The organism is Rhizobium bangladeshense, assembly GCF_001662075.1.
GTDB classification, from domain to species: Bacteria; Pseudomonadota; Alphaproteobacteria; order Rhizobiales; family Rhizobiaceae; genus Rhizobium; species Rhizobium bangladeshense_B.
In genome coordinates, this window is the sequence record NZ_LYPL01000002.1 from 465,168 (window position 1) to 492,074 (window position 26,907).

Genomic DNA, 26,907 nt, shown 5'->3' on the forward strand with positions numbered 1-26,907 from the left:
AATTGTCGTGATGCGCGCCACTTCGCCGCCCTTTCGACTGGGATTGTGGCTATCCCGCCATCGCCTCTTCGTATTCCGACGACAGCATCAGCCATTCTTCCTCGGCAGCAGCGAGTTTTGCCGCGGCCTCGCCGCGCTGCTTTGCCTTTTCGGCGGCCTTGGCGGGCGTTTTCTCGTAGAGAGCGGGATTTGCAAGTTCCGCGTCAAGCGCCTGAATCTGTTTCTCCAGCTTCGCCGTCAAGGATTCGATTTCGTTGATCTTTTTCTTCAGCGGCGTCAGCGAAGCGCGCCTCTCCGCATTGAGCTTGCGTTGATCGGCCTTGGAGGTCGCATCGTCAGCCGGCTGCGGCTTTTCTTCTTTTTTTTTGCCGGAGGCGACGATCAGGTCACGATATTCGTCCATATCGCCTTCGAAGGCGGTGACGGTGCCGCCGTTGACCAGCCACAGTCGGTCGACCGTCGCCTCGATGAGGTGACGGTCGTGCGAGATCAGGATGACGGCGCCTTCGTAATCGTTCAGAGCCTCGATCAGTGCGCGGCGGCTGTCGATGTCGAGATGGTTGGTCGGTTCGTCGAGAATGAGCAGGTTCGGCCCATGGAAGGCGGCAAGGCCCATCAGCAGGCGGGCCTTTTCACCGCCGGAAAGATCCTTGGCCGCCGTCGACATCTTCTCGGTCGCCAGTCCCATCTGGGCTACACGGGCGCGCACTTTGGCCTCCGGGTCGCCAGGCATCAGCCGCCGCACATGCTCCACCGCCGACTGCTCAGGGATGAGGTCGTCGAGCTGGTGCTGCGCGAAAAAGCCGATCTTCAGGGAGGGTGCGAGCTTCACTTCGCCACTCTCCGGGGCAAGCCTGCCGGAGATGAATTTCGCGAAGGTCGATTTGCCGTTTCCGTTCGAACCGAGCAGGGCAATGCGATCGTCATTGTCGATGCGCAGATTGAGGTTCTTCAGGATCGGCTTGCCCGGCTGGTAGCCGACGGCGCCGCCCTGGACCGCGACGATCGGCGAGGCCGGTTGCTTTTCGGGCTCGGGAAAGGTGATCGGCTGTACGTGGTCCTCGATGACGGCCGCAACCGTGCCCATGCGCTCGAGGGCCTTGACGCGCGACTGCGCCTGCCGGGCCTTGGAGGCCTTGGCCTTGAAGCGATCGATGAAGCTCTGCAGATGTTTGCGCGCCGCCTCGTTCTTGGCCTTGGCCTTCGTCTGCAGTTCGTCGGCTTCCGCTTTCTGCCGCTCGAACTGGTCGTAATTGCCGCGGTAGAAGGTGAGCTTTCTCTGGTCGAGATGGACGATGGAATTGACCGCGTTGTTCAAGAGATCGCGGTCGTGGCTGATGATAATGACCGTATGGGGATAGCGGCGGATGTAATCCTCCAGCCACATCGTGCCTTCGAGGTCGAGATAGTTGGTCGGCTCGTCGAGCAGAAGCAGGTCCGGCTCAGCAAACAGCACGGCGGCGAGCGCTACGCGCATGCGCCAGCCGCCGGAGAATGAGGAGGCGGGACGGGCTTGCGCGTCCCTGTCGAAGCCGAGGCCGGCGAGAATGCTCGCGGCGCGCGCTTCGGCCGAATGCGCATCGATATCGACGAGGCGCATCTGGATTTCGGCGATGCGGTGCGGATCGCTTGCCGTTTCTGCTTCGGCAAGCAGGGCTGCGCGTTCCTTGTCGGCGGCAAGCACGATCTCGATCAGCGGCTGCTCGGTCCCCGGCGCTTCCTGGGCCACCTGGCCGATGCGCGCAGCCTTCGGGATCGAAACCGACCCGGTCTCCGAGCCGAGATCGCCGGTAATGACACGAAACAGCGTGGATTTACCGGCGCCGTTGCGGCCGACGAGGCCGGCCTTTGTGCCCGACGGCAGCGACAGGCTGGCATTGTCGAGAAGCAGGCGCCCGGCGATGCGGGCGGAAATTTCGGTGAGCGTGATCATGGCCGGCGTTTTGGCCGAAAGCGCCCGCCAAGGCAAGAGCGCTTGGCGCCGGTCAGCTTGCTTGCCCGCCCTGCAAGCCTCTTATCCGCCGCAAGAGATCGAATCCGCCTCAGCGGCCGAAGGCCTGCACCGGCTGGCGAGGGTTCGATTGAGCGGCGAGAAGGGCGACGCGGGCGTTGGCCTGCAATTGCCCTGGTGTTGCCGCGTCCGTGCTGAGCGCCACGCCGACCGAGATGGTCAGCCTGCCGCTACCACCCTTGTCTGAGGTCGCGAAGACCAGATTGTCTTCGACGGAGGTGCGCAGACGCTCGGCAATCGCCATCGCATCCTGCATGCAGACATTGGAAAACAGCAGGGCGAATTCGTCCGCCTCGGTGCGGGCGACGAAGTCGTTCTTCTTGACCGACTTTTGGAAGAGACCGGCGAGCTTCTTCAGGAGCTTGTTGCCTGCCGGCGTGCCATATCTCTCATTGAGATCGGTGAAATTGTCGACATCGACCATGACGAGCGCACTGCCGGCGGCACCCTCTTCACGCTCGTAGAGGTCGGCGACCACGCGGTTGAGTGCGATGCGATTGGGAAGTCCGGTGATCCTGTCGGCGACGGCGGCCGCCTGCATCGCCGAAATGCCGCGCTCGAGCGTTTCCAGCCTCTTGATGTCATCCGCCAGCCTGGCGCCGATTTGCATCTCCGCCGCCGACACGCTCGTCAGCGAGGCCGAGAGATAGTCGAGCTCGCCGATGAAGGCGGCAAGGCTCTGGTCTTCATGACCGGAGACGGATTTCAGGATCGTGTCGCAGGCGCGCGCGAACGCGTCGCGGTGCCGCAGCCCTTCGGCAAGCCTCTCCGCCACCTCGCGCAGCAACCGGCTCGCCTCGTTCCGTGACGTCTCGCCCGCCAGCCCACAATGGCCGACGAGGCGGTATTTCAGCCCGAGTTCGTCGAGCATCGCTTGTTGCGGGTGAGGTCCGAGGGCGGCGATATCCTGTGCGAGGCCTCCGTTGAGCCCGACGATCGCCTCATGGAAGAGCTCGTAATTGCGCGGCAGCCCGGCGACGTTGAGACGCGCCATGTGCTGGGCGATCTTCTGGATGTCCGCGATCGGCCCAGGGCGCGTCTCGCGCGGCACCAGTGCGTTTGCGCTTGCATTCGGCATGACGATCCCTCGCGGCCCCGGCCCTTTCCGTCATTCCGCTATGCCCGCAAGCTTTTAAAAGAGGCTGAATCTCTGGATGGGAAGCGCTGGATTCCAGGGCCAACCGGTAAAGGCGGTTAATGCCCTGTTGACGCCGAGACGCTCACATCCACTCGCGGCCCTCGCTGCGCAGGAAATAGATCAGGTCGAGCCCGAGGCTCGGCTTGCCGAGCGCCGTCAGCGTCATGTGGCACTGGCCGCGATGGTGGGTCTGGTGGTTGAAGAGATGCGAGAGCGCGGTCCACAGCGGCTGGGTCATCACGATCGGTTGGCTCACCGGCGAGTAGGTAAAGTTGGCAGCAAGGCTTGTCTCGTCGAGCGTACCCGTCCAGGCGATGATCCGCTCGTCCTCTGCCTTGCGCGCAACGGCAAGTGCATCGAACGCCTCGAAAAGCACGGCATCGAGGCTCGTCGGCGCCTCACCGGTGCCGGTAAAGCGCTTCATCCATATTCGGTCGGCAACGAGCAGGTGGTTGAGGGTTCGATGCAGCGAGCCGAAGAAGGCGCCGCGGTCGCTGCGGAATTCCGCATCGCTGAGTTCGGCCGCCGCCGCATAGACCTGGGCATTGGCCCAGCGATTATAGGCGGCGAACATTCTGTATTGCCTGAGCATGCGCTCCTCCTGTCTTGGGAAGGGCAATCTAGCTTGCTTCCGCAGAAATCGCAGTGATGACGCCATGAAATTTCCTGATTTGATCGCAGGCGCGTTCTGTCGTCGAATGCAGGGAGTTGCGATCTCGAAAGGACTGTCATGACCAGAGCTCTCTATTCCCTCTGCGGCGCCGATGAGCGGCGCTTCTTTTCGCCCCATTGCTGGAAGGCGGTGATGGCACTGGCGCATAAGGGGCTCGATTTCGAAGAGATTCCGACGACCTACGCCCGCATCCGCGAAATCGGCGGCGGTGTCTCGCCGACCTTGCCCGTCCTCGACGACAACGGCCGGCTGATCCCCGACAGTTTCGCCATCGCTCTCTATCTGGAGGAGGCCCTATCCGGAGCGGCCGTCGCTCTTCAACGGCGAGGGCGGCAAGGCGCTGTCGCGCATGGTGGAGGGCTATTCGCAGATGATCATCCATCCGGCGATCATGCGGATCGGGCTTCTCGACATCCATGCGATCCTCGACGAGGGGGACAAGGCCTATTTCCGCGAAAGCCGCGAGGCTCGTCTTGGCAAATCGTTCGACGTCATTGCCGCTGACAGCGAGGCGGAGAAAGCCGCCTTCGGTGCCAAGCTGGAGCCGCTCCGGCACATGCTGAAGTTCCAGCCCTTCATCGGCGGTGAGACGCCGCTCTTTGCCGACTATATCGTGTTCGGCGCGCTGCAATGGCTGCGCGTCTGCACCGGCCTTGCCATGCTGGCCGCCGACGATCCAGTTATGGTCTGGTTCGAACGCTGCCTCGATCTTCATGAAAGCCGCGGCCGGACTGTGACAGCGGCGTGAAATTGCCTCTGGCCTCTTGTTTTCGGGCGTTGGGGCGGGTAAAGACCGCCCACTTTTCCCGAGAAAACAGAGGATTTGACTATGGCGATTGAACGCACCTTCTCGATGATCAAGCCGGACGCAACCAAGCGCAACCTGACGGGCGCCATCACCAAGATGCTCGAAGATGCCGGCCTGCGCGTCGTCGCCTCCAAGCGCGTCTGGATGAGCCGCCGCGAAGCTGAAGGCTTCTATGCCGTTCACAAGGATCGTCCCTTCTTCGGCGAACTCGTCGAAGGCATGACCTCCGGCCCGACCGTTGTCCAGGTCCTGGAAGGCGAAGGCGCCATCCTCAAGAACCGCGAGATCATGGGCGCGACCAACCCGGCAAACGCTGCTGAAGGCACGATCCGCAAGGTTCACGCGCTGTCGATCGGCGAAAACTCGGTTCACGGCTCGGACGCTCCGGAAACCGCTGCCCAGGAAATCAAGTACTGGTTCTCCGACACCGAGATCGTCGGCTGAGGCCATAGGTCGGCATTCCCTTCCAATACCTTGAATTCACTCTCGAAAGCCGGGGCCTTCGCTCCGGCTTTTCTATTCCGGTTCTAGAGCCTTTCCTGGTTAGATTGAAGCTTTCTGCCGGAGCAGGTTTTCGTCAGGGCAGAGGCGATTGGCGATGGGCATACCCCAAGGTACGTCCGAGCCGATCGCCTCTGATCCTGGCTAGAGATGCCCGGCCCACCGGCCGCACCGCTTCGCCATGGCGAAGCGATCAGTGCGTCCGGCGATTTTCAGTCTTGCAGATTTGCCAGGCAAATCTGCGGGAGGGTTGGCTGAAACGGGCCGGCTGATCGACCGGCCGGCTTGGCCGTAGAGCTTGGCTACGACGCGTGCCGGCCGGTCGCCCATCCGACTCCGTTTGAGCCAACAGAATGCTTCAATTTAACCAGGAAAGGCTCTAGGCCGGGCATTTGTCGGTATTCGAGAAATCGACGCTGCCGTCCGGCTTGAAGACCTCCGGGTTCTTGTCATAAAACGCACCCACGACGAGCGGCTTGCTCGGCAGCACGGTCTGGTCGAGGTCGGAGCGGAACTGCGTCTTCAATTCCTGCAGCACCTTACCGTCCTCGTCGACCAGCCGGATGCTGACGGAATAGGGACGGTCCTTGCGCACGCAATGCAGGCTTTCGCTCTGCAGCGCGATCTTATCGTCGATCGGGTAGATTTTCTGGTTCACCACCAGCGGCGCGCCGCCTTGAGGATTTTCAAATTCGGCGATGATGACCGAGCCATCGGGAATGGGACCGGTCTTCTTCAGCGTCAGCAGATAGGTGGCGCTCGCCACCCGATAGTTGAAGACGAAAAGATGGCCGGTGACCTCGACCAGGTTTTCCGCCTGGCGCTGGCAGGCGGACAGCAGGAGGCCGATTGCCGCCGCTGTGACGATCAGATGTTTCCTCATGGGATTTCCTCCTTCTTGCGGCGGTAGTGCCGGTTCGCCTTGGCGCGGTTGCCGCAGACCGCCATGTCGCACCAGGCCCGGCTCCTGTTCTTGCTGCGGTCGATGAACAGCCAGCCGCAATTGCCGCAGATCTTCATGCGCGCCGGATCGGGAATGGCGATCAGCCGCAGCACCGAATGGGCGGTCGCCGCCGCCACGCTGCCAGGGTTTGCTTCGCGCAGCACCTTCGCCATCGCATCCAGCAGCCCGGCCAGCAACCGGTCGTCAGCGCCATCGAGTATACGCTTGCGGAAATAGAGGTCGATCGCTTCCCGCAGCGCGATGAAATCCGCCGCCTTTTCCGCCGGCACCGGCGCGATGTCACCGAACAGGGCGCGTTCGGCGCAGAATTCGGCGGCGGCCCGTGAAAAGCTCCGCATCTGGTCGCTGGCCGCAAAGCGATCGATCCGCCGCGCTGCGTCGTGGCGCAGAACGACGCTGTTGGCGACATCGAGCGCCAAGGCGCCGCCGGCAAAGCGGTGAGGGGTCCATGAAAAGCTCATGATGAAAATATAACTGGCTAAATGCTTTTTGCCAGTTATATTTTATCGGATCCGGAGGATCTGGAATGGCCTACCTTCTGCAGCAGCTGGCGAATGCGGTTCCGCTTGCCGCTCTCTATGCCGCGCTCGCCTTCGGTTATGCCGTCGCCTTCGGCGTCACCAAACGGGCCGACATCACCTATGGGGCGATCTTCGCCTTTTCCGGACAGATCCTGCTGCTTTTCACCGAGCTCGCCTTCAACCGTTTCTGGCTGGTGCTGCCCGCGGCGCTTGTGGTCGGCGCGTGTGCCGCGATGATCTATTCGCTGGCGGCGGGCATCTGGATCGGCCGTTCGATCATGCTGCCACTGGTCAGGACGTCGCCGAATACGGTCATCGTCGCTGCCCTCGGCATCATGATCGTGCTGATGGAGACCGCCCGGCTCGCCGCAGATACAAGGGCGATCTGGCTGCCGCCGTTTCTGAACGACACGGTGGTCTTCTGGAGCGACGGCCCGTTCAAGGTGACCCTCACCTATATCCAGCTGATCGACACGGTGCTGATGGCGGCCATCGTCGCGGTGGGTGCGCTGATCCTCAGGCGTACCGCCTGGGGCCGCATCTGGCGTGCGGTCACCGACGATCCGCTGGCCGCCGAGCTCTGCGGCACCAGCGCCAGCCGCGTTTTCCTTGTCGCCTATGCGGCCGCCGCCCTGGTCGCCACGATCTGCGGCATCCTCGCCACCTTTTATTACGGCTCGATGGATTTCGGCGCCGGCCTGATGTTCGGGCTGAAAGTGCTGCTGATCGCCGCTGTCGGCGGCTATTCCGATCCGCTGCGCTCGGCCGGCGGCGCCGCCGGGCTTGCCGTCGTCGAAACCCTGTGGGGCGCGTACGGCCCCTTCGTCTGGCGCGATCTCGTCATCTTCTCGCTGCTCGTCCTATTGCTGGTCATGAGCCGCAGAGAGCGTGTGGTGCTCTGAGCAATTCCAGCAGAAGTGCGCAGCGGTTTTGCGTCCGGAATTGCGTAAGACAAGAAGAGCAGCGCATTTCCGTCGCTCGGACAATCAGGAAATGCGCTGATTTATTTCCACTTGTCGCGTGCTGCATCGTCGGCATCTTTCGCCGCGACCCAGTCGCCGGCGGCGCCGTCCTTGCCGTGCTCCTTCTTCCAGAAAGGAGCCGTGGTCTTCAGGAAATCCATGACGAAGTTGGCGCCATCGAACGCCGCCTGCCGGTGCGGCGCGGCCGCGACGACCAGCACAATATTTTCATTCACGGCGATCCTGCCGTAGCGATGGATGGCGGTCAGCCCGAGCAGCCCGAAACGGGCGATGGCGAGTGCGCCGATGCGGCTCATCTCGGCTTCGGCCATGCCGGGGTAATGTTCGAGTTCGAGAGCGGCGAGCATGCCGCCGTCATCGCGGCAGAGGCCGGAGAAGGTGACGACCGCGCCGACGCCAGGCTTGCCTTTGGAGAGGTGGTCGATCTCGGTCTGAAGGTCGAAGTCTTCGCGTTGGACGCGAATGGTGGGAGATATGTTCACAGCGAAGTCCTCCGCTGCTTTGGTGTCCCGCCGAATCCCCAAGCTCCCTCATTCCTGTCCTCGGGCTTGAACCGAGGGATGTCACAGGAATCCAGTGCGCCCAAGTCCTTGGGCGCAAGAGACTCTTTCAAAGCAAGTGAGTTATTCACGGCGCAGACGCGCCGTGGCTGGATTCCGGTGACATCCCGCGGGTCAAGCCCGAGGACAGGAATGAGGGAGGGAGAGGGAGATGCAGTGCTACCCATGTCACTTTTCCAAAGCCCAGACAGACCGGACTTCACCCCCCCGTCATCGGCGGAAAAATCCCGATCTCGCGGGCGCCGGATATCGGCTCGTCATGCTCGACATGCTCCATGTCGAGCGCCACCCGGATCACCTCGGGATATTGAAGTGCGGCCTGATATTCTTCGCCCAGCGTCTTCAAATGATTCAGAAGATCGGCGACGGTGACGACGGAGGAGGGGAGGTCGATCTCCTCCTCACCCTTGCCGATGCGCTCGCGCACCCAGGCGAAATAGACAAGTCGCGTCATTCCTCGTCATCCACGATATGTTTCAACCCGGCGCGGAAATAATCATAGCCGGTATAGATGGTCAGCAATGCGGCGATCCACAATAGCGCGATACCGGTCTGCGTCGTATAGGGGAAAATCTCGTCGCCGGCAGGGCCTGCGAGCAGGAAGGCGATGGCGACGAGCTGCAGCGTCGTCTTCCACTTGGCGATCCGTGTCACGGGCACGCTGACCTTCAGCGCCGCCAGATATTCACGCAGGCCGGACACCAGTATCTCGCGGCAGAGAATGGTGATCGCCGCCCAGATCGACCAGCCGGCGATGGTCTGGTCAGCCGCGACCAAGAGAAGGATCGAGGCGACCAGCAGCTTGTCGGCGATCGGATCGAGCATGCGGCCGATATTCGACGTCTGGTTCCAGATACGGGCGAGGTAACCATCGAGGAAATCGGTGAGCGAGGCGATGATGAAGATCCACAGCGCCACCCAGCGGGCCGTATTGCTGATCGACAGCCTGCCCTCTATGAAAAAGCAGAGGACGATCACCGGCACGGCAAGGATGCGACCGTAAGTCAGAAGGTTGGGAAGACTGTACGCACGCGATGCCATGGATCGTTTCTCTAATTGATGCGCCGCGATAGCGTCGCGCGTCTTGACGAAAATCGATTCCGATTTTCGGGCCGATGCCGTAGATGACGGCTTTGATCGTAGACCGTCAACATTCTTTCTGTCTTTTCGCCTCCTTTGCGTGGAATTTGCGACGGACGGCGGTTATTTCGCGGCGTCGTCGTGGAAATGGTTGTAGACCTGCCGGGCAACGGCCTCCGAAATGCCTTCTACCGCCATCAGGTCGGACAGAGCGGCGCGCGAAACTGCCTTCGCCGTGCCGAAATGCTGCAGCAGCGCCCGTTTGCGCGACGGGCCGATGCCGCCGATCTCGTCGAGCGGGTTCTTGACCATTTCCTTCTTGCGCCGCGCTCGGTGCGAGCCGATCGCGAAACGATGCGCCTCGTCGCGCATGCGCTGGATGAAGTAGAGCACCGGATCGCGCGGCGGCAGCGTGAAGCTCTCGCGCCCCGGCGGAAAGAAGCGTTCGCGCCCGGCATCGCGGTCGACACCCTTGGCGATGCCGATCGCGATGACGCTGTCGGTGATGCCGAGCTCGGCGAGGATGGCGCGCACCGCCGTCATCTGCCCCTGGCCGCCGTCGATCAGGATCACATCGGGCCAGGCCGGGAAGGGCATGTCGGCGGCGTCGGCGACCGCTGCCTGCGCCGTCCGGTCGGGAATGCCTTCCTCCTTGATCAGCCGCGAGAACCGCCGTGTCATCACCTCCTTCATCATGCCGAAGTCGTCGCCCGGGGTGATGTCGGTCGATTTGATGTTGAACTTGCGGTACTGGTTCTTCACGAAGCCTTCCGGCCCCGCCACCACCATGCCGCCGACGGCATTGGTGCCCATGATGTGCGAGTTGTCGTAGATCTCGATGCGCTGCGGCGCATAGGCAAGTCCGAAGGTGTCCTTGAAGCCCTCGAGCAGCCGTGATTGCGACGCGGTCTCGGCAAGTTTTCGCCCATGCGCCTCACGTGCATTGCCGACGACATGGTCGACGAGATCGCGCTTTTCGCCGCGCCGCGGCACCAGGATCGACACCTTGTGGCCGGCCTTTTCGCTGAGCGCCGCGGCGAGCAGCTCCAGTTCCTCGACCGTCTCCGACAGCATGATCTGCTTCGGCACCGGCTTGTCGTCATAGAACTGCGCCAGAAAAGCATTCAGCACTTCGGCGCTGGAAAGCTGCGGATCGGCCTTCGGGAAATAGGCGCGGTTGCCCCAGTTCTGGCCGGTGCGGAAGAAGAACACCTGGATGCAGGAGATGCCGCCTTCGTGATGGATGGCGAAAACGTCCGCCTCCTCGACTCCAGCAGGATTGATGCCCTGGTGGCTCTGCACATGCGAAAGTGCCGCCAGGCGATCGCGGTAGATCGCCGCCCGCTCGAAGTCGAGGTCCTCGGCCGCCTGGTTCATGGCTTCGGCCATGTGCGACTTCACCTTCTGGCTTTTGCCCGAAAGGAAATCCTTCGCCTCCTGCACCAGTTCGGCGTAACCCTCGTCGCTGACCTCGTGGGTGCAGGGCCCGGAACAGCGTTTGATCTGGTAGAGCAGGCAGGGGCGGGTTCGCGTTTCGAAGACGCTGTCGGTGCAGGTGCGGATCAGGAAGGCTCGTTGCAGTGAATTGATCGTCCGTCCGACCGCGCCGGCCGAAGCGAAGGGCCCGAAGTAATCACCCTTTCGCGCCCTGGCGCCGCGATGCTTGAAAATCGCCGGCGCCCGGTGATCGCCGGTGATCAGAATATAGGGAAACGACTTGTCGTCGCGCAGCAGCACGTTAAAGCGCGGCCGCAAGCGTTTGATCAGATTCGCTTCCAAGAGCAGCGCTTCGGTTTCCGTGCGCGTCGTCACGAATTCCATGTTCGCAGTCTGCCGCACCATCTGGGCAATGCGGTTGGAATGTACGCGGCCGACGGCGTAATTGCCGACGCGCTTCTTCAGGCTGCGCGCCTTGCCGACATAAAGCACGTCGCCTTCGGCATTGAACATGCGGTAGACGCCGGGGCTGTTCGGCAGCCGCTTGACGAATTCACCGATCAGTTCCGCGCCGATGAGTCCTGTCTCGTTGAGGCTGCCGGCGTTCCAGTCGACGGCTGCCGCAAGAGGGGCGACGGAAACCTCGCCTTCCACCTCGATATCGTCTTCGCTCTCATCCGTATCGTCGTAGAGAACGCCGCCATCCAGCAGCTTTCGTCCGTTCATTCCGTAATCTCCGCCACGTCGGGCGTCTGCCAGGCGAGGTGCTGGCCGCCGTCGAGGGCAATCATCTGGCCGGTGATCGAGGGCGTGTCGAAGAGGAAGCGAATCGTTTGTCCGAACTCGCCGAATCCCGGCCCTGCCTTCATGATAAGCCCGTCGATCTGAGCCTGGAAGTCCTCTTCCGATTGCCGCGCGCTGCGCACCGTCGGGCCGGGACCGATGGCGTTGACGCGCAGCTTCGGCGCAAAGGTCTGTGCCATCGTCTGCGTCGCCGTCCAGAGCGCCGCCTTGGAGAGCGTATAGGAGTAGAAGCCCGGATTGAGCGCCCAGACGCGCTGGTCGATGATGTTGACGATCAGTCCGGTCGTTTCGTCAGGCAACTGCTCGGCAAAGGCTGCGGCAAGAATCGAGGGCGCGCGCACATGGATATCGAAATGCTGCGCCCATGCTTCCGCGTCGAAACCGCGGGCCGAATCCTGGCGGAAGATAGAGGCATTGTTGACCAGCAGGTCGATCGGACCGAGTGCTTCCGACGTTCTTTTTATCAGTTCGCTGGTTTCGCCGATATCGGTAAGGTCGGCCTTGAGGGCGATCGCCCGATACTCCTTCCGCCGCAATTCCGCCGCCAGCTCTTCGGCTTCGCCGACGGAGCCGTTCGCATGGATGGCGACGGAAAAGCCATGTGCAGCAAGGTCTTCGGCGATTGCCCGGCCTATTCTCTTGGCAGCCCCGGTTATGAGGGCCGCGCGAAGTCCTTTATGGTTCAAAATCTTGCCTTCTGATCCCGCGAGTCTGTTGGCAGACTATATAGGTGGCCGGGGCGATTATATAAATAGGCCGCTGCAGTTGCCTTCGTTGCCCTGATATTCTATGTATTATTTAAGAATGCGATTTCTTAAAATAAGTATTTTAAGTTTAACACTTCGGTATGGTTAATGAAGTGTATGTTGCGCTTAAGCAACATCGAATTTCGGCCATGTGGCAGCCACAATGATATCACAATTTGGCTCTTTCAAATCCGCATTTCAGTTTCAATTTCAGTCTCGATCCGGAAGGGACATCTGGCAATTTCCCCGCCAATGCTTCGCTGATAGACAGATGAAAAGCGGCGCGGGACTGAAAGGAGAAAAGTATGCGTGTACTCATTGCTGGCCTTATGGCCTCTGCTTTTGCAATCGCCGGCGTCTCGGCAGCTCAGGCGGCCGATGCCGTCGATCAGGTTCCGGAAGCACCAGTCGCCCAGGACGCCCCGGTCAAGCCGGCCGGCAACTGGGAGGGCTTCTACCTCGGTGGCGCCGGCACCTACAACATGGGTGACTTCGGTTCCGACCGCCACACCTATGGTTTCGGCGGCCAGGTCTTCACCGGCTACAACTGGCAGCAGGGCCAGATCGTTTACGGCGTTGAATCCGACCTCGGCTACAGCGGCGACGACGTTTCCTCGGGTGGCGTCAAGAACAAGTATGGCTGGAACGGCTCCGTCCGTGGCCGCGTCGGCTACGACATGAACCCCTTCCTGCTCTACGGTACCGCCGGTCTTGCCCTCGGCAACATCAAGGTCTCCGACGACACCTCGGACGAAAGCAAGACGGCCTACGGCTATACGGTCGGCGCCGGCGTTGAAGCCTTCGTGACCAACAACATCACGACGCGCCTGGAATATCGCTACACCGATTATCAGAGCAAGGATTACGACCTCGACTCCGGCAGCTTCTCGCGCGGTTACGACGAGAACAGCGTCAAGCTCGGTATCGGCGTCAAGTTCTAAGCCGAACAGAAGCATCCAAACATGAAGAAGCCGGGCATTTCGCCCGGCTTTTTACTATCTGCTCGTTGTTTGCAGGCGCGCCACCCGGTTTTCGGACTATACGCTGGGCTTGAGCTCTTGATAGGCCGAAAATTTCTTTTCGAACTGCACCAGCCAGTCGATGAGCGGCGCATGATCGGCTTCCCACTGGCCCTTGAATCGCAGATCGAGATAGCCGAGCGTGGCGGCGAGCGCGAGATGTCCGCCGTGGAGTTTCTTGGCCGATTTCGGGAGATTGGCGCTGAGATGAGCAAGCCCGCTCGTCGCCTTCTTCCATTGCCGGTCGATCCAGGGCTGGTGAACCTTTTCGTCATCGCGGAAGCGGCGCTCGTAGATGATCGCCAGAAGGCAATCGCAGATGCCGTCTGAAAGCGCCTCCAGGACTTCCGCGTCGGTGCGTTTGCCCTTCTTGGAAGGATAGAGCTTGCCCTTCGCCAGCCGGTCGAAATAGTGCATGATCGCCACACTGTCGAAGACCGATGCGCCGTCGTCGGTCAGAAGCGTCGGGATCTTGCCGAGCGGATTGCTTTCCATCAGGATCGCCGGCGCGGTATTCGTGTCGACCCGGATTTCGTTCAGCTTCAGACCCAGAAAATGCGCGGCCATCCGCACCTTGCTGGAATAGGGCGACGAGGGCGACCAAAGAAGCTTCATGGGACACCTGATGGATTGTGGGCCAATGCATGTCGCCCAAAAGTGTACAGCGGTTTTGGGACGGCGACATGCATAAACAAGGAACTAAAGCGCATCGGATGAGCAAGTTTCATGCGAACGCTTCAGGGGCGGACTATTCCCGAAGCGAATCGCCCGGTCAATCGTCCTTCACCGTCTTGTTCTCGCCGCGCAGCCAGAAGGCGCGGTGCGAGGCGAAACGGTCCTGCGCCAGATGGTCTTTCAGCGCCGGCAGCAGCTGATGCAGCTCGTCCTTCAGCGTGAAAGGCGGATTGACGATGATGAGGCCGGAGCCCGTCAGTCCTGTCATGCCGCGATCGCTGCGCACGGTCAGTTCGGCGCAGAGCATTTTCGGAATGTCGAGCGACTGCAGCGTCTCGTGGAATTCCTTGATCGGGGCGCCCTTCTTCACAGGATACCACAGGCAGTAGGTGCCGCCGGGAAAGCGCCGATAGGCCCTCTCCAGCCCCTTGGCCAGACGCTGATATTCGTCCTCTTCCTCGAAGGGCGGATCGACGAGCACGATGCCGCGCTTTTCTTTTGGCGGCAGATGCGCACCGAGCGCCAGCCAGCCGTCGAGTTCGGTGATGCGGGCATGGTGATCGCCTTCGAACAGCCGATGCAAGCGGGCAAAGTCTTCGGGGTGCAGCTCCATCGCCGACAGCCGGTCCTGCGGCCGGAACAGCATGCGCGCCAGTTTCGGCGATCCGGGATAAAAGCGGACGCCGCCCTCGGGATTGAGTTCGCGAATTGCTGAGAGATAGGGCTCCAGCAGCTCGGAAACCTGCGGTCCGAGGTCGGCCTCCATCAGCTTGCCGATGCCCTCGAGCCATTCGCCGGTTTTCTGCGCCTCCTCGGAGGAAAGGTCGTAGAGCCCGATGCCGGCATGCGTGTCGAGCACGCGGAATCCCCCTTCCTTCTTCTGCATGTAGCGGATCAGCCGCGCCAGCACGGCATGTTTCAGCACATCGGCAAAGTTGCCCGCGTGGTAGATGTGGCGGTAGTTCATTTTCGCTGATGTCCGTATGAATTCGCGTCATGGGGAGTTTTTCTGGCTTTTGGCCATTCAAGCCTTGGAATATACAAATGCCATGAACATTGCGACCCCCATCGACGCCAAATCCCCGAAGCCGGACACCAGGCTGGGCCACACGGCCTGTCCGCACGACTGTCCCTCCACCTGCGCGCTGGAGGTCGAACTATCTGAGGATGGCCGCATCGGCCGGGTGCGCGGCGCCAATGATCATTCCTACACCGCGGGCGTCATCTGCGCCAAGGTCGCCCGTTATGCCGAACGTCTCTACCATCCCGACCGGCTGTTGCATCCCTTGCGCCGCAGCGGTGCCAAGGGGGCAGGGCAATGGCAGCAGATCTCCTGGGACGAGGCGCTGGACGAGATCGCCGAAGCCTTCGTCAAGGCCGAGGCACGGGACGGCAGCGAGGCGATCTGGCCCTATTTCTATGCCGGCACCATGGGCTGGGTGCAGCGCGATTCGATCGACCGTCTGCGCCACGCCAAGCGCTATTCCGGTTTCTTCTCGTCGATCTGCACCAATCCGGCCTGGACCGGCTTCACCATGGCGACCGGCGTGCTGCGCGGCCCCGACCCGCGCGAAATGGGCCGCACCGATTGCGTCGTCATCTGGGGCACCAATGCGGTTTCGACCCAGGTCAATGTGATGACCCACGCCATCAAGGCGCGCAAGGAACGCGGCGCCAAGATCGTCGTCATCGACATCTACGACAATCCGACAATGAAGCAAGCCGACATGGCCTTGATCGTCAAGCCCGGCACCGACGCGGCACTGGCCTGCGCCGTCATGCACATCGCCTTCCGCGACGGCTATGCCGACCGAGATTACATGGCGAGATATGCCGATGATCCCGCCGGTCTCGAAACGCATCTGAAATCCAGGACGCCGCATTGGGCGGCCGAGATCACCGGCCTTTCGGTCGAGGAGATCGAAGCCTTCGCCCACCTCGTCGGCACGACGAAGAAGACCTTTTTCCGCCTGGGCTATGGCTTCACCCGCCAGCGCAACGGCGCGGTCGCGATGCATGCGGCTGCCTCGGTCGCCACCGTGCTCGGTTCCTGGCAATATGAGGGCGGCGGCGCCTTCCATTCCAACAGCGATATCTTCCGCATGAACAATGCGGAACTGACCGGCCGCTCGATGAAGGATGCCGATATCCGCATGCTCGATCAGTCGCAGATCGGCCGGGTACTGACCGGCGATCCGGTGGCGCTGCGCCATCGCGGCCCGGTGACGGCAATGCTGATCCAGAACACCAATCCTGCCAACATCGCCCCCGAGCAGCGCTTGGTCAGACGCGGCTTTGCCCGCGACGACCTGTTCGTCGCCGTGCATGAGCAATTCATGACCGAAACGGCCGAGATCGCCGATATCGTCATTCCCGCGACGATGTTCGTCGAGCATGACGATATCTATCGGGCCGGCGGCCAGAACCATATCCTGCTCGGGCCGAAGCTGGTCGAGCCGCCGCCAACCGTGCGCACCAACCTCTTCGTCATCGAGGAACTGGCAAAGCGCCTCGGCGTCGCCGATCGCCCCGGCTTCGGCTTCACCGCCCGCGAAATGGTCGACCGCATCCTGAAATCGAGCGATCTGCCGGATTACGATCACTTCCTCGAACACAAATGGTTCGATCGCCAGCCGGTTTTCGAGGACGCGCATTTCCTCAACGGTTTTGCTCATCCTGACGGCAAATTCCACTTCCGACCGGACTGGATCAACCAGCCGGCGCCGAACAAGCCGCCGGCGGCGGTCGGCGCGCTCGGACCGCATGGGGAGTTGCCTGTCTTCCCCGATCAGGTCGATGTCATCGAAGTCGCCGATCCCGATCATCCCTTCCGGCTCGCCACGTCGCCGGCCCGCAACTTCCTCAATTCGAGCTTTTCCGAAACCAAGACGTCGCGCCAGAAGGAAGGCCGTCCCGAAGTGATGATCAATCCGGCCGATGCCGAGGCCAACGGCATTTCCCACGGCGATCTTGTCCGCATCGGCAACGGCCGCGGCGATCTTCGCATCCATGCCCGCATCACCACCGAGGTCAAGCCGGGCGTGCTGATCGCCGAGGGCCTCTGGCCGAACAAGGCGCATGTCGACGGCGAGGGCATCAACGTTCTGACCGGCGCCGACCCCGTTGCGCCCTATGGCGGCGCGGCCGTACACGACAACAAGGTCTGGCTTCGCAAGGACACAGTATGACGCAGCCGAAATCACGCATGAAGATCGTCAGCGAGCAAACGCTGTCGAATGGCTGGACGCGGTTGAGCAGCTATCTGCTCGATTACATCGATCGCAAGGGCGCGACCCAGCAGTTGAAGCGGGAGGTCTACCACCGTACGCCCGCCGCCTGCATCCTGCTCTATGATCCCAAACGCGACCTCGTCGTTCTCGTCCGCCAGTTCCGCCTTGCCGTGCATCTGAACGGCGATCCCGCCTGGATGATCGAAGTGCCGGCCGGCCTGCTCGACGACGATCATCCCGAGGCGGCCATCCGCCGCGAGGCGATGGAGGAGACCGGCTATCGCCTGCGCGAGGCGCGCTTCCTGTTCAAATGTTATATGTCGCCGGGTGCGATCACCGAAGTCGTCCATTTCTTCGCGGCCCTCATCGACACCGACGATCGCGTCGCCGAAGGCGGCGGCCTGGACGAGGAGCACGAGGATATCGAAGTTCTCGAAATCCCGCTCAACGATGCCGCCCGGATGATCGAGACCGGCGAGATTTTCGACGCCAAGACGATCATGCTTCTGCAATGGGCGGCATTGAACAGGAACAGGATTGGATAACGGTCGGAGGTCTCGGGGCAACGTCCCGGTTGCACCTATGACGGCTCCCGCATGGAGCTGCCAGCGCTCGAGAATTCATACGTTTGTCACGAAGCGGTTCTATCCGCTCCGCTTTGTCGATCATCGGATGCAGTCAGGAGAAAGCCCATGTGGCTCAGCAACTTCACCCTCGTTCTCCCGAACGAGGTGGTGAGCGAAGGTTCCGTGCGTATTGAGGATGGCGCCATCGCGGAGATCCGGCCAGAGCCGGTCGCTGCGGCTGCGATCGACGGCGGCGGACGGCTGCTGATGCCGGGATTCGTCGATCTGCACGGCGACATGATCGAGCGCGAGATCGCGCCGCGGCCGAATGCGACGATGCCGATCGATTTCGGCATCCACGAGCTCGACAAGAAGCTTGCCGCCGCCGGTGTCACGACCGCCTTTGCCGCCGTCTCCTTCGCCACCGAAAGCGTCTACGGCCATGTCCGCTCACTGGAGACGACGTCGGCGGTAATCGAGGGCATCAACCGCCTGCGCGACAATCTGTTGATCGACCACCGCGTCCACGCCCGCTACGAAATCACCAATGTCGGCGCAGCCGCAGCCCTCCAGCGGCTGATGAATGCCGATCAGATCGACATGGTCTCGCTCACCGACCACACGCCCGGCCAGGGCCAGTACAATAACCTGCAAAGCTATATCCTCAGCATTTCCGAGCGCCGCGCCATCTCCGAGGAAATGGCCGCCGAGATCGTCGCGAAGCGCATCGCCATGCGCAATAACCCCGGCATCGAGGCCAAGCTGAGAGAGATTGTCGCGCTATCGCTGAAGCACAAGCTGTCGCTCGCCTCGCATGACGATGACAGCATCGAGAAGGTCGCCGAAATGCACGATCTCGGCGTCACCATCAGCGAGTTTCCGGTCACCGCATCCGCCGCGGAAGAGGCGCGCCGCCGCGGCCTCTGGACGCTGATGGGCGCGCCGAACGCGCTGCGCGGCCAATCAATGTCAGGCAATCTCAGCGCCCTCGATGCCGCAAGGGCCGGCCTCTTGAGCGTCATCGCAGCCGATTACCACCCGGCCGCCTTCGTGCCCGGCATCTTCAAGCTCGCCGACACGGTGGAAGGCGGCCTGCCGGCGGCCGTCGCCATGGCGACCGGCAACGCCGCCCGCTCCGCCGGCCTCTCCGACCGCGGCGAGATCGCCATTGGCCAGCGCGCCGATCTGGTCGCGGTCGAGCCGGGCGAGATCAACCGCATCCGCGCCACCTTCCGCGCCGGCCGCTTCGTCTACAGCGACGGCACGCTGCATCCGTTGCGGGCGCTGGCGGCTTGATGCATTTTCCCAAAATGCGGTTCGTGCCGATGGTTGCCCCTCACCCTAACCCTCTCCCCGTAAACGGGGCGAGGGGACGTGCCCTGCGAGTGGGACCGGAGAGGGTGCAGCATATCCCCTTCGCCCCGCGAGCGGGGAGAAGGTGGCGGCAGCCGGATGAGGGGCAGCTTTCGAAATGGAAGGACTAAGACAAGTCCGAGCATAGCGACGTGCCGGGCTTTGTTAGCAGCCTGAACCGCGTGGCATGAAAATGCCTTTTATGCGCGATCGCCGATCATAGAGATCATCTGAGCCCCGGGCGAGGCAGTCAGAGCCTCAGCGCCCACCGCCTTGCCGCCTTCCATCGTCACGCGGCCTTCGGCAAAGAGCCGCAGCGCCTGCGGGTAGATCTGGTGCTCGACAGTCAGCACCCGCGCGGCCAGGCTTTCGGCCGTGTCGCCGGAGAGAATAGGGACGGCCGCCTGGCCGATTGTCGGTCCCTCATCCATGGCTTCCGTAACGAAATGCACGGTGCAGCCGGCGATCCGCATGCCGGCGTCGATGGCGCGCTGATGCGTATGCAGGCCCGGAAACAGCGGCAGCAGGGAAGGGTGGATGTTGAGCATCCGGCCTTCATAGCGCTGGATGAAGGTTGCGGTCAGCAGCCGCATGTAGCCGGCCAGGCAGAGAATGTCGGGCGAAAGTTCGTCGAGCGCCGAAAAGATCGCCGCTTCATGCGCATCCTTGCTGGCGTAATCCTTGCGGGGAAAGGCGAAGGTGGCGATGCCCTCGGCCGCCGCCTTGGCAAGCCCGCCGGCATCCGCCTTGTCCGAGATCACGCCGACGATCTCGGCCGGATAGTCGGCGGCCTTGGCCGCCGCAATCAGCGCCATCATGTTGGAGCCGCCGCCCGATATGAAAACGACGACGCGTTTGCGCGGCGTGTTCATATGGCAAGCGTGCCCTTGTAGACCGTGCCGGCAGCGCTTTCGTCGCGGGCAATCATGCGGCCGAGCGCGACGACCTTTTCGCCTTCGGCTTCGAGCGCCTTCGATACTGCGGCGACATTCTCTTCAGCGACGACGACGATCATGCCGATGCCGCAGTTGAAGGTGCGCAGCATTTCCTTGGCTTCGACACCGCCCGTTTTGGCGAGCCACGAGAAGACCGGCGGCACCTTGACGGCCGCAAGGTCGATCTCGGCCGCTAGATGCTTCGGCAGCACGCGCGGAATATTCTCAGGGAAGCCACCGCCGGTAATATGGGCGAGCGCCTTCAGCGCACCCGTCTCGCGGATCGCCTTCAGCAGCGGCTTCACATAGATGCGGGTCGGCTCCAGCAGCGCTTCGCCGAGCTTCTTGCCTTCGGCAAACGGCGCCGGCGCATCCCAGCCGAGGCCGGAAAGCGAAACGATCTTGCGCACCAGCGAGAAGCCGTTGGAATGGACGCCGGAGGAGGCGAGGCCGAGGATCACGTCGCCCTCGGCGATGTCGCCGGAGGGGAGCAGCTTGCCGCGTTCGGCAGCGCCGACGGCAAACCCGGCAAGATCGTAATCGCCGGAGGAATACATGCCGGGCATTTCAGCTGTCTCGCCGCCGATCAGCGCGCAGCCGGCCTCGCGGCAGCCGGCGGCAATGCCGCCGACGATCGCAGCACCCTGGTCGGGGTCGAGCTTGCCGGTGGCAAAATAATCGAGGAAGAACAGCGGCTCGGCGCCTTGGACGACCAGATCGTTGACGCACATGGCGACGAGGTCGATGCCGACCGTGTCGTGATAGTCCGCGTCGATGGCGATCTTCAGCTTGGTGCCGACGCCGTCATTGGCGGCGACCAGAACCGGATCGGTAAAGCCCGCGGCCTTCAGGTCGAAGAGCCCGCCGAAGCCGCCGATCTCGCCGTCGGCGCCGGGACGGCGCGTCGAGCGCACCGCCGGCTTGATCTTCTCGACGAGGAGGTTGCCGGCATCGATGTCGACGCCCGCGTCGCTATAGGTCAGGCCGTTTTTCCCAGACTGGCTCATGCTGGTCTCCGATGGCTGTTTCAGGCGGCGGCCGCGCCGCGTCATCTGCCGGTCGCAATTGCATGACAGGGCCGTTTATGCAAGCGCCGCATGGCAAAAGCCCCCAATTTCCCGCGTCTTCCCGGAGGCTTTCCGGGATTTGGCGCGACAGGGTTGACCATCTTTGCGCCTGCATCCTATGTGCTGAATGGCGGCGGCGCATCGGGTGCGGCGTTTGGCGGCGGCGAGCGATCAGCGGGGAAGCAATGCCACAGCAAATCAGCGGCAACAGTCTCAAGCGTCAGATCTTCTTCTGGCTGGCGGTGCTCGTCTTCTTCATCGTCTTTCTCTATGTCTTCAGCTCGATCCTGCTGCCCTTCATTGCCGGCATGGCGATCGCCTATTTCCTCGATCCGGTGGCAGACAGGCTGCAGCGGCTTGGCCTGAGCCGCATGATGGCGACGATCGTCATCCTGATCGCCTTCGTGGTCACCTTCACGCTGGCGCTGATGATCCTCATTCCCGTGCTCATCAGCCAGTTCAACGATTTCGCCGAGCGGCTGCCGGGCTATATCAGCCAGCTGCAGCAGTTCATTGACGCGTCGAAAAACTCGCTGCTGCCGGAATGGGTCAGGAGTCAGGCCGGCACGATCAAGGATAATTTCTCCGGCATTCTTTCCGAAGGCATGGGCTTCCTGACCGGGCTCTTTGCGCAGATCTGGAATTCCGGCAAGGCGATCGTCGACGTCATATCGCTGCTCGTCGTCACCCCCGTCGTCGCCTTCTATATCCTGCTCGATTGGGACCGCATGATCTCCAAGGTCGATCAGTGGATACCACGCGATTACGTCGCCGATGTCCGCCAGATCGCCAAGGAGATCGATCAGGCGATCGCCGGCTTCATCCGTGGCCAGGGTTCGCTCTGCCTCATCCTCGGCATTTATTATGCCGCCGGCCTCTCGCTCGTCGGCTTGAATTTCGGCCTGCTGATCGGCCTCTTTGCCGGCATGATCAGTTTCATCCCCTATGTCGGCTCGCTGGTCGGCCTCGTTCTTTCCGTCGGCGTGGCGATCGTGCAGTTCTGGCCGGATTATCCCTGGATCGGGCTGGTGCTCGTCGTCTTCTTCAGCGGCCAGTTCCTGGAAGGCAATATTCTGCAGCCGAAGCTCGTCGGCTCCAGCGTCGGCCTGCATCCGGTTTGGTTGATGTTTGCGCTGTTTGCCTTCGGCGCGCTCTTCGGTTTTGTCGGGCTGCTGGTCGCGGTGCCGGCCGCCGCCGCCGTCGGCGTCCTTGTTCGCTTCGCGCTTTCGCGCTACCTTCAGAGTGATCTTTATTTTGGCGGGTCGCCGAGCGGCCGCGCTCAGAAGACGAAATCAGTTCCCAATGAATGACGTGAAGAACGCTGATCCGAAGCGCAAGGCCGGAGAGCAGCTGCCGCTGGTCTTTTCGCACGATGCCGCCAGCGGCCGCGACGATCTCCTGATCTCGGAGCGTCTTGCCGCCGCCGTGTCGATCGTCGATGCCTGGCCGGCATGGCCATCGCCGGTCGTCGTGCTTGCCGGTCCGGTCGGTTCAGGGAAATCGCATCTCGCCCGCATCTGGCGGGAATTGAGCGGCGCCGTCAGCATTCATCCCGAACTCGGCTCGGACGCCGCCGTCGCCGCCGCCGCCGGCCCGGTGCTGTTCGAGGATGCCGACCGCCTCGGCTTCGACGACAATGCGCTCTTCCACGTCATCAACAGCGTTCGCGAACATGGCACCAGCCTGTTGATGACCAGCCGCCTCTGGCCGATCTCCTGGCCGGTTTCACTGCCCGATCTGCGTTCGCGCCTGAAGGCTGCGACGGTCGTCGAGATCGGCGAACCCGACGAAGGACTGCTGTCGCAGGTGATCGTCAAGCTCTTCGCCGACCGGCAGCTTTATATAGATGACAAACTCGTGCTCTATATCGTTAACCGCATGGAGCGGTCGCTGAACGCGGCCCAGATGATCGTCGAAAGGCTCGACCGGCTGGCCCTGTCCCGGGGCACGAAGATCACCCGGTCTCTTGCTGCCGAAGTATTGAATGAATTGGGAAATTCGGAACCGGCCGATTGACTGTCACAGTTCCGTCGTGAAACTGATATAATTGCCGTCGCGATTGAAAACGGGGTAGCGGACCATGGATAGCGCAGTCGCAGAACATCAGGAACTCACTCCGGAAACCAACGACAACACGCCCCCGCTGGAAGAGCTGCTGACCAGCCCCGAGCGCTTCATCAACCGCGAATTCTCCTGGCTGCAGTTCAATCGTCGCGTGCTGGAAGAGACGCTGAACACCGAGCATCCGCTGCTCGAGCGCGTCCGCTTCCTGTCGATCTCGGCCGCCAACCTCGACGAGTTCTTCATGGTGCGCGTTGCCGGCCTCGAGGGTCAGGTGCGCCAGAACATCGCCATCCGCAGCCCTGACGGCAAGACGCCGGCCGAGCAGCTCGACTCGATCCTGCAGGAGATCGACCATCTTCAGATGGAGCAGCAGGCCTCGCTCGCCGTGCTGCAGCAATATCTCGCCAAGGAAGACATCCTGATCGTGCGTCCCGGCGCGCTTAGCGATTCCGACCGCCAGTGGCTGGCCGCCGAATTCGAACAGGCGATTTTCCCGGTCTTGACGCCGCTGTCGATCGACCCGGCCCACCCGTTCCCGTTCATTCCCAATCTCGGCTTCTCCATCGGCCTGCAGCTCGTCAGCAAGAACGGCCGCGAGCCGATGACCGCGCTCCTGCGCCTGCCGCCGGCGCTCGACCGATTCGTCCGCCTGCCGGATGATGCGAATACGATCCGCTACATCACGCTCGAAGACGTCGCCAACATCTTCATCCACCGGCTTTACCCGGGTTACGAGGTGCAGGGCTCCGGTACCTTCCGCGTCATCCGCGACAGCGATATCGAAGTCGAGGAAGAGGCCGAGGATCTCGTCCGCTTCTTCGAAACGGCACTGAAGCGGCGACGCCGCGGCAAGGTCATCCGCATCGAAACCGACTCGGAAATGCCAGCCTCGCTGCGTCAGTTCGTCGTGCAGGCGCTTAGCATTCCCGACAACCGCGTCGCCGTTCTGCCAGGACTCCTGGCGCTGAACACCCTGTCGGAGATCACCAAGGCGCCGCGTGAGGATCTCAGGTTTCAGCCCTACAATGCTCGATTTCCCGAGCGCGTCCGCGAACATGCCGGCGACTGCTTCGCCGCCATCCGCGAAAAGGACATGGTCGTCCATCACCCCTATGAATCCTTCGACGTGGTGGTCCAGTTTCTTCTCCAGGCTGCGCGCGATCCTGACGTTCTGGCGATAAAGCAGACGCTTTACCGCACCTCCAACGATAGCCCGATCGTCCGCGCACTGATCGACGCTGCCGAAGCCGGCAAGTCCGTGACGGCCCTGGTCGAGCTCAAGGCCCGCTTCGACGAGGAGGCGAACATCCGCTGGGCGCGCGACCTCGAACGCGCCGGCGTACAGGTTGTCTTCGGCTTCATCGAGCTCAAGACCCACGCCAAGATGTCGATGGTCGTCCGCCGTGAGGAAGGCAAGCTCAGGACCTATTGCCATCTCGGAACGGGCAACTACCACCCGATCACCGCGAAGATCTATACGGATCTCTCCTATTTCACCTGCAATCCCGTTATCGCCCATGACATGGCGAACATCTTCAACTTCATCACCGGTTACGGCGAACCCGAACAGGGCATGCAGCTCGCGATTTCGCCCTACACGATGCGCCCGCGCATCCTGCGCCACATCGAGGAAGAGATCCAACATGCCCGCAACGGCGCGCCGGCGGCGATCTGGATGAAGATGAATTCGCTTGTCGATCCCGATATCATCGACGCGCTCTATCGCGCCAGCCATGCCGGTGTGGAGATCGATCTCGTCGTGCGCGGCATCTGCTGCCTGCGTCCGCAGGTGCCCGGTCTCTCGGAGACGATCCGCGTCAAGTCGATCGTCGGCCGCTTCCTCGAGCACAGCCGCATCTTCTGCTTCGGCAACGGCCACGGCCTGCCGTCGGACAAGGCGCTGGTCTACATCGGTTCGGCCGACATGATGCCTAGAAATCTCGATCGCCGCGTCGAGACCATGGTTCCGCTGACGAATCCAACGGTTCACGAGCAGGTCTTGTCACAGATTATGCTCGGCAACGTGATTGACAATCAGCAAAGCTACGAGATATTGCCCGACGGTACGTCGCGCCGCATGGAAGTGCGCAGGGGCGAGGAACCGTTCAATGCGCAGCAGTATTTTATGACCAATCCGAGCCTGTCGGGCCGTGGTGAAGCTCTGAAGTCCAGCGCGCCGAAGCTCATCGCCGGCCTGCTCGAAGGCCGCAACAACAAGTAATACTGGACCTAAATGGTTGAATCTGAAGCCCAGGGGCGCCTTCCGGGGATCGCTCCGGTCTCCGTTGTCGACATCGGATCGAACTCCATTCGTCTCGTCGTCTACGAAGGCATGTCTCGCTCGCCGACCATTCTTTTCAACGAAAAGGTCCTCTGCGGCCTCGGCAAGGGAATAGCCGTCACCGGCAAGATGGATGAAGAGAGCGTCGGACGGGCTCTGGCGGCGCTGCACCGTTTCAAGGCCCTGTCCGACCAGGCGCGCGCCGCCACGATGTATGTTTTGGCGACGGCGGCCGCCCGCGAGGCGAGCAACGGTCCCGATTTCATCCACCAGGCAGAAACTATTCTCGGTCGCAAGGTTCGCGTGCTGTCGGGTGAGGAGGAGGCGAAATTCGCCTCGCTCGGCATCATCAGCGGCTTCTTCAATCCCGACGGCATTGCCGGTGATCTCGGCGGCGGCTCGCTGGAACTGATCGATATCAAGGGCAAGGAGGTCGGCAAGGGCATCACACTGCCGCTCGGCGGCCTGCGCCTGTCCGAATATGCCGGCGGCTCGCTTTCAAAGGCCAGAACCTTCGCCCGCAAGCAGGTGAAGACGGCAAAGCTCTTGTCGAAAGGCGAGGGGCGAACCTTCTACGCCGTCGGTGGCACCTGGCGAAACATTGCCAAGCTGCACATGGAAATAACCCATTATCCACTGCACATGATGCAGGGGTATGAGGTCTCGCTCGAAGCGATGATGCTGTTCCTCGAACAGGTGATGACGGCACGCGATTCCAGGGAGCCGGCGCTGCAGGCCGTGTCCAAGCACCGCCGTTCGCTGCTGCCCTTCGGCGCCGTTGCCATGAAGGAAGTGCTGACCGCCATGAAGCCGTCGATGATTTCCTTCTCGGCGCAAGGCGTGCGCGAGGGATATCTCTACTCGCTGCTGTCCGAATCCGAGCGCCGCCTCGATCCGCTGCTGGCCGCCGCCGGTGAATTGGCGATCCTGCGTGCCCGTTCGCCCGAGCATGCTCGCGAACTGGCGGAATGGACCGGCCGTATGATGCCCTTCTTCGACGTCAAGGAAACCGAAGAGGAAAGCCGTTATCGCCAGGCCGCCTGTCTGCTCGCCGATATCAGCTGGCGCGCCCACCCCGATTATCGTGGCCTGCAGGCGCTGAACGTCATCGCCCACTCTTCCTTCGTCGGCATCAGCCATCCCGGCCGTGCCTTCATCGCACTGACCAATTATTACCGTTTCGAGGGTCTGCACGACGACGGCGCCACCGGCCCGCTGGCGCAGATCGCCACGCCACCCTTCATCGAGCGCGCCAAGCTGCTCGGCGGCATGCTCCGCGTCGTCTATCTCTTCTCGGCCTCGATGCCGGGCATCGTCAAGAACCTGACCTTCCGCAGATCCTCGAACCCGGACTTCGACCTCGAATTCGTCGTTCCCTCCGAATATCGCGATTTCGCCGGCGAACGCCTGGACGGCCGACTGCAGCAGCTGTCGCGGCTAACGAACAAGCGGCTGGCGTTTGTGTTCGAGTAGGGTCTGCGACGGGGTGCG

General features: G+C 62.1%; 24 protein-coding genes and 1 pseudogene. 11 read left to right on the forward strand and 14 right to left on the reverse strand.

Annotated elements, in window-relative coordinates:
- Nucleotides 1-49: 49 nt before the first annotated feature.
- The 3 genes from A7X77_RS06240 to A7X77_RS06250 form a co-directional block, all read right to left on the reverse strand.
- Nucleotides 50-1,933: an ABC-F family ATP-binding cassette domain-containing protein gene (locus A7X77_RS06240; RefSeq protein ID WP_064682117.1), complete on the reverse strand. Its 1,884-nt coding sequence runs from the start codon at nt 1,931-1,933 to the stop codon at nt 50-52.
- 109 nt (nt 1,934-2,042) lie between these two features.
- The gene (locus tag A7X77_RS06245; RefSeq protein ID WP_064682118.1) at nt 2,043-3,089 is read right to left on the reverse strand and encodes a GGDEF domain-containing protein; all 1,047 of its coding nucleotides are present in this window, start codon (nt 3,087-3,089) and stop codon (nt 2,043-2,045) included.
- A gap of 142 nt (nt 3,090-3,231) precedes the next feature.
- Nucleotides 3,232-3,741: a DinB family protein gene (locus A7X77_RS06250; RefSeq protein WP_064682119.1), complete on the reverse strand. Its 510-nt coding sequence runs from the start codon at nt 3,739-3,741 to the stop codon at nt 3,232-3,234.
- Between the two features lie 138 nt (nt 3,742-3,879).
- Between A7X77_RS06250 and A7X77_RS06255 the strand changes: the two are divergent.
- Both A7X77_RS06255 and ndk read left to right on the forward strand, forming a co-directional pair.
- A pseudogene (locus tag A7X77_RS06255) lies at nt 3,880-4,570 on the forward strand (glutathione S-transferase family protein).
- Between the two features lie 81 nt (nt 4,571-4,651).
- On the forward strand, nt 4,652-5,074 hold the full coding sequence (gene ndk / locus A7X77_RS06260) for a nucleoside-diphosphate kinase (protein ID WP_011424805.1): 423 nt from the start codon (nt 4,652-4,654) through the stop codon (nt 5,072-5,074).
- Nucleotides 5,075-5,510: 436 nt separating this feature from the next.
- On the opposite strand, the gene A7X77_RS06265 is transcribed toward ndk, so the two are convergent.
- Together A7X77_RS06265 and A7X77_RS06270 are read right to left on the reverse strand one after the other, a co-directional pair.
- Nucleotides 5,511-6,014 (reverse strand): hypothetical protein, encoded by a 504-nt coding sequence (locus A7X77_RS06265; RefSeq protein WP_064682120.1) that lies wholly within the window; start codon nt 6,012-6,014, stop codon nt 5,511-5,513.
- Entirely contained in the window at nt 6,011-6,556 is a 546-nt protein-coding gene (locus A7X77_RS06270) for a CGNR zinc finger domain-containing protein (protein ID WP_064682121.1), read from the reverse strand. Before A7X77_RS06270 ends, A7X77_RS06265 begins: the two co-directional genes overlap by 4 nt.
- 65 nt (nt 6,557-6,621) lie before the next feature.
- On the opposite strand from A7X77_RS06270, the gene A7X77_RS06275 reads away from it, so the two are divergent.
- The gene (locus A7X77_RS06275; RefSeq protein WP_064682122.1) at nt 6,622-7,518 is read left to right on the forward strand and encodes a branched-chain amino acid ABC transporter permease; all 897 of its coding nucleotides are present in this window, start codon (nt 6,622-6,624) and stop codon (nt 7,516-7,518) included.
- Nucleotides 7,519-7,619: 101 nt separating this feature from the next.
- Here the strand turns inward: A7X77_RS06275 and A7X77_RS06280 are convergent, their stop codons facing one another.
- The 5 genes from A7X77_RS06280 to A7X77_RS06305 form a co-directional block, all read right to left on the reverse strand.
- On the reverse strand, nt 7,620-8,081 hold the full coding sequence (locus A7X77_RS06280) for a molybdenum cofactor biosynthesis protein MoaE (protein WP_064682123.1): 462 nt from the start codon (nt 8,079-8,081) through the stop codon (nt 7,620-7,622).
- A gap of 277 nt (nt 8,082-8,358) precedes the next feature.
- Nucleotides 8,359-8,613 (reverse strand): molybdopterin converting factor subunit 1, encoded by a 255-nt coding sequence (gene moaD, locus A7X77_RS06290; protein WP_064682125.1) that lies wholly within the window; start codon nt 8,611-8,613, stop codon nt 8,359-8,361.
- Nucleotides 8,610-9,200 carry a CDP-diacylglycerol--glycerol-3-phosphate 3-phosphatidyltransferase gene (pgsA, locus tag A7X77_RS06295; protein ID WP_064682126.1) on the reverse strand — a complete coding sequence of 197 codons (591 nt, stop codon included), beginning with the start codon at nt 9,198-9,200 and terminating at the stop codon, nt 8,610-8,612. Before pgsA ends, moaD begins: the two co-directional genes overlap by 4 nt.
- A 162-nt stretch (nt 9,201-9,362) precedes the next feature.
- Nucleotides 9,363-11,402, reverse strand: a complete 2,040-nt coding sequence (uvrC, locus tag A7X77_RS06300; protein ID WP_064682127.1) for an excinuclease ABC subunit UvrC — start codon at nt 11,400-11,402, stop codon at nt 9,363-9,365.
- Nucleotides 11,399-12,166, reverse strand: coding sequence for an SDR family oxidoreductase (locus tag A7X77_RS06305; protein ID WP_064682128.1), 768 nt, complete (start codon nt 12,164-12,166; stop codon nt 11,399-11,401). The genes uvrC and A7X77_RS06305 overlap by 4 nt, the downstream gene beginning before the upstream one ends.
- A gap of 365 nt (nt 12,167-12,531) precedes the next feature.
- Between A7X77_RS06305 and A7X77_RS06310 the strand changes: the two genes are divergently transcribed.
- Nucleotides 12,532-13,167, forward strand: a complete 636-nt coding sequence (locus A7X77_RS06310; protein ID WP_064682129.1) for an outer membrane protein — start codon at nt 12,532-12,534, stop codon at nt 13,165-13,167.
- Nucleotides 13,168-13,263: 96 nt separating this feature from the next.
- Here A7X77_RS06310 and A7X77_RS06315 read toward each other — a convergent pair whose 3' ends face one another.
- Nucleotides 13,264-13,860, reverse strand: coding sequence for a glutathione S-transferase family protein (locus A7X77_RS06315; protein ID WP_064682130.1), 597 nt, complete (start codon nt 13,858-13,860; stop codon nt 13,264-13,266).
- A 157-nt stretch (nt 13,861-14,017) separates the two neighbouring features.
- Entirely contained in the window at nt 14,018-14,887 is an 870-nt protein-coding gene (locus A7X77_RS06320; RefSeq protein ID WP_064682131.1) for a 23S rRNA (adenine(2030)-N(6))-methyltransferase RlmJ, read from the reverse strand.
- A gap of 16 nt (nt 14,888-14,903) precedes the next feature.
- Between A7X77_RS06320 and A7X77_RS06325 the strand changes: the two genes are divergently transcribed.
- The 3 genes from A7X77_RS06325 to A7X77_RS06335 all read left to right on the forward strand — a co-directional run bounded on the left by A7X77_RS06325 (nt 14,904) and on the right by A7X77_RS06335 (nt 19,012).
- A complete protein-coding gene (locus A7X77_RS06325) occupies nt 14,904-17,108 on the forward strand; it encodes a molybdopterin-containing oxidoreductase family protein (RefSeq protein WP_064682132.1) in 2,205 nt (734 codons plus the stop codon).
- Nucleotides 17,105-17,695, forward strand: a complete 591-nt coding sequence (locus tag A7X77_RS06330; protein ID WP_064682133.1) for an NUDIX domain-containing protein — start codon at nt 17,105-17,107, stop codon at nt 17,693-17,695. Before A7X77_RS06325 ends, A7X77_RS06330 begins: the two co-directional genes overlap by 4 nt.
- A 147-nt stretch (nt 17,696-17,842) precedes the next feature.
- The gene (locus A7X77_RS06335; protein ID WP_064682134.1) at nt 17,843-19,012 is read left to right on the forward strand and encodes an alpha-D-ribose 1-methylphosphonate 5-triphosphate diphosphatase; all 1,170 of its coding nucleotides are present in this window, start codon (nt 17,843-17,845) and stop codon (nt 19,010-19,012) included.
- Between the two features lie 257 nt (nt 19,013-19,269).
- Here A7X77_RS06335 and purN read toward each other — a convergent pair whose 3' ends face one another.
- Together purN and purM are read right to left on the reverse strand one after the other, a co-directional pair.
- Complete coding sequence (gene purN, locus A7X77_RS06340; RefSeq protein ID WP_064682135.1) at nt 19,270-19,941, reverse strand: phosphoribosylglycinamide formyltransferase; 672 nt, start codon at nt 19,939-19,941, stop codon at nt 19,270-19,272.
- A complete protein-coding gene (purM, locus tag A7X77_RS06345; protein ID WP_064682136.1) occupies nt 19,938-21,011 on the reverse strand; it encodes a phosphoribosylformylglycinamidine cyclo-ligase in 1,074 nt (357 codons plus the stop codon). The genes purN and purM overlap by 4 nt, the downstream gene beginning before the upstream one ends.
- A gap of 245 nt (nt 21,012-21,256) precedes the next feature.
- Here purM and A7X77_RS06350 point away from each other — a divergent pair, with 245 nt between their 5' ends.
- From A7X77_RS06350 to ppx, 4 genes are all read left to right on the forward strand, one after another.
- The gene (locus A7X77_RS06350; RefSeq protein WP_064682137.1) at nt 21,257-22,381 is read left to right on the forward strand and encodes an AI-2E family transporter; all 1,125 of its coding nucleotides are present in this window, start codon (nt 21,257-21,259) and stop codon (nt 22,379-22,381) included.
- On the forward strand, nt 22,374-23,087 hold the full coding sequence (gene hdaA / locus A7X77_RS06355) for a DnaA regulatory inactivator HdaA (protein ID WP_064682138.1): 714 nt from the start codon (nt 22,374-22,376) through the stop codon (nt 23,085-23,087). The genes A7X77_RS06350 and hdaA overlap by 8 nt, the downstream gene beginning before the upstream one ends.
- Nucleotides 23,088-23,151: 64 nt before the next feature.
- Nucleotides 23,152-25,356: an RNA degradosome polyphosphate kinase gene (locus A7X77_RS06360; RefSeq protein WP_064682139.1), complete on the forward strand. Its 2,205-nt coding sequence runs from the start codon at nt 23,152-23,154 to the stop codon at nt 25,354-25,356.
- 12 nt (nt 25,357-25,368) lie between these two features.
- A complete protein-coding gene (ppx, locus tag A7X77_RS06365; protein ID WP_064682140.1) occupies nt 25,369-26,889 on the forward strand; it encodes an exopolyphosphatase in 1,521 nt (506 codons plus the stop codon).
- Nucleotides 26,890-26,907: the final 18 nt, after the last annotated feature.

Bases quoted from the DNA above. Each gene is read 5' to 3' on its own strand.
- ndk (WP_011424805.1), top strand. From the start codon at position 4,652: ATGGCGATTGAACGCACCTTCTCGATGATCAAGCCGGACGCAACCAAG.
- A7X77_RS06270 (WP_064682121.1), bottom strand. From the start codon at position 6,556: ATGAGCTTTTCATGGACCCCTCACCGCTTTGCCGGCGGCGCCTTGGCG.
- A7X77_RS06240 (WP_064682117.1), bottom strand. From the start codon at position 1,933: ATGATCACGCTCACCGAAATTTCCGCCCGCATCGCCGGGCGCCTGCTT.
- A7X77_RS06330 (WP_064682133.1), top strand. From the start codon at position 17,105: ATGACGCAGCCGAAATCACGCATGAAGATCGTCAGCGAGCAAACGCTG.
- A7X77_RS06320 (WP_064682131.1), bottom strand. From the start codon at position 14,887: ATGAACTACCGCCACATCTACCACGCGGGCAACTTTGCCGATGTGCTG.
- A7X77_RS06335 (WP_064682134.1), top strand. From the start codon at position 17,843: ATGTGGCTCAGCAACTTCACCCTCGTTCTCCCGAACGAGGTGGTGAGC.
- A7X77_RS06265 (WP_064682120.1), bottom strand. From the start codon at position 6,014: ATGAGGAAACATCTGATCGTCACAGCGGCGGCAATCGGCCTCCTGCTG.
- A7X77_RS06275 (WP_064682122.1), top strand. From the start codon at position 6,622: ATGGCCTACCTTCTGCAGCAGCTGGCGAATGCGGTTCCGCTTGCCGCT.
- uvrC (WP_064682127.1), bottom strand. From the start codon at position 11,402: ATGAACGGACGAAAGCTGCTGGATGGCGGCGTTCTCTACGACGATACG.
- purN (WP_064682135.1), bottom strand. From the start codon at position 19,941: ATGAACACGCCGCGCAAACGCGTCGTCGTTTTCATATCGGGCGGCGGC.
- pgsA (WP_064682126.1), bottom strand. From the start codon at position 9,200: ATGGCATCGCGTGCGTACAGTCTTCCCAACCTTCTGACTTACGGTCGC.
- A7X77_RS06360 (WP_064682139.1), top strand. From the start codon at position 23,152: ATGGATAGCGCAGTCGCAGAACATCAGGAACTCACTCCGGAAACCAAC.
- moaD (WP_064682125.1), bottom strand. From the start codon at position 8,613: ATGACGCGACTTGTCTATTTCGCCTGGGTGCGCGAGCGCATCGGCAAG.
- hdaA (WP_064682138.1), top strand. From the start codon at position 22,374: ATGAATGACGTGAAGAACGCTGATCCGAAGCGCAAGGCCGGAGAGCAG.
- A7X77_RS06350 (WP_064682137.1), top strand. From the start codon at position 21,257: ATGCCACAGCAAATCAGCGGCAACAGTCTCAAGCGTCAGATCTTCTTC.
- A7X77_RS06245 (WP_064682118.1), bottom strand. From the start codon at position 3,089: ATGCCGAATGCAAGCGCAAACGCACTGGTGCCGCGCGAGACGCGCCCT.
- A7X77_RS06325 (WP_064682132.1), top strand. From the start codon at position 14,904: ATGAATTCGCGTCATGGGGAGTTTTTCTGGCTTTTGGCCATTCAAGCC.
- A7X77_RS06315 (WP_064682130.1), bottom strand. From the start codon at position 13,860: ATGAAGCTTCTTTGGTCGCCCTCGTCGCCCTATTCCAGCAAGGTGCGG.
- purM (WP_064682136.1), bottom strand. From the start codon at position 21,011: ATGAGCCAGTCTGGGAAAAACGGCCTGACCTATAGCGACGCGGGCGTC.
- A7X77_RS06250 (WP_064682119.1), bottom strand. From the start codon at position 3,741: ATGCTCAGGCAATACAGAATGTTCGCCGCCTATAATCGCTGGGCCAAT.
- ppx (WP_064682140.1), top strand. From the start codon at position 25,369: ATGGTTGAATCTGAAGCCCAGGGGCGCCTTCCGGGGATCGCTCCGGTC.
- A7X77_RS06310 (WP_064682129.1), top strand. From the start codon at position 12,532: ATGCGTGTACTCATTGCTGGCCTTATGGCCTCTGCTTTTGCAATCGCC.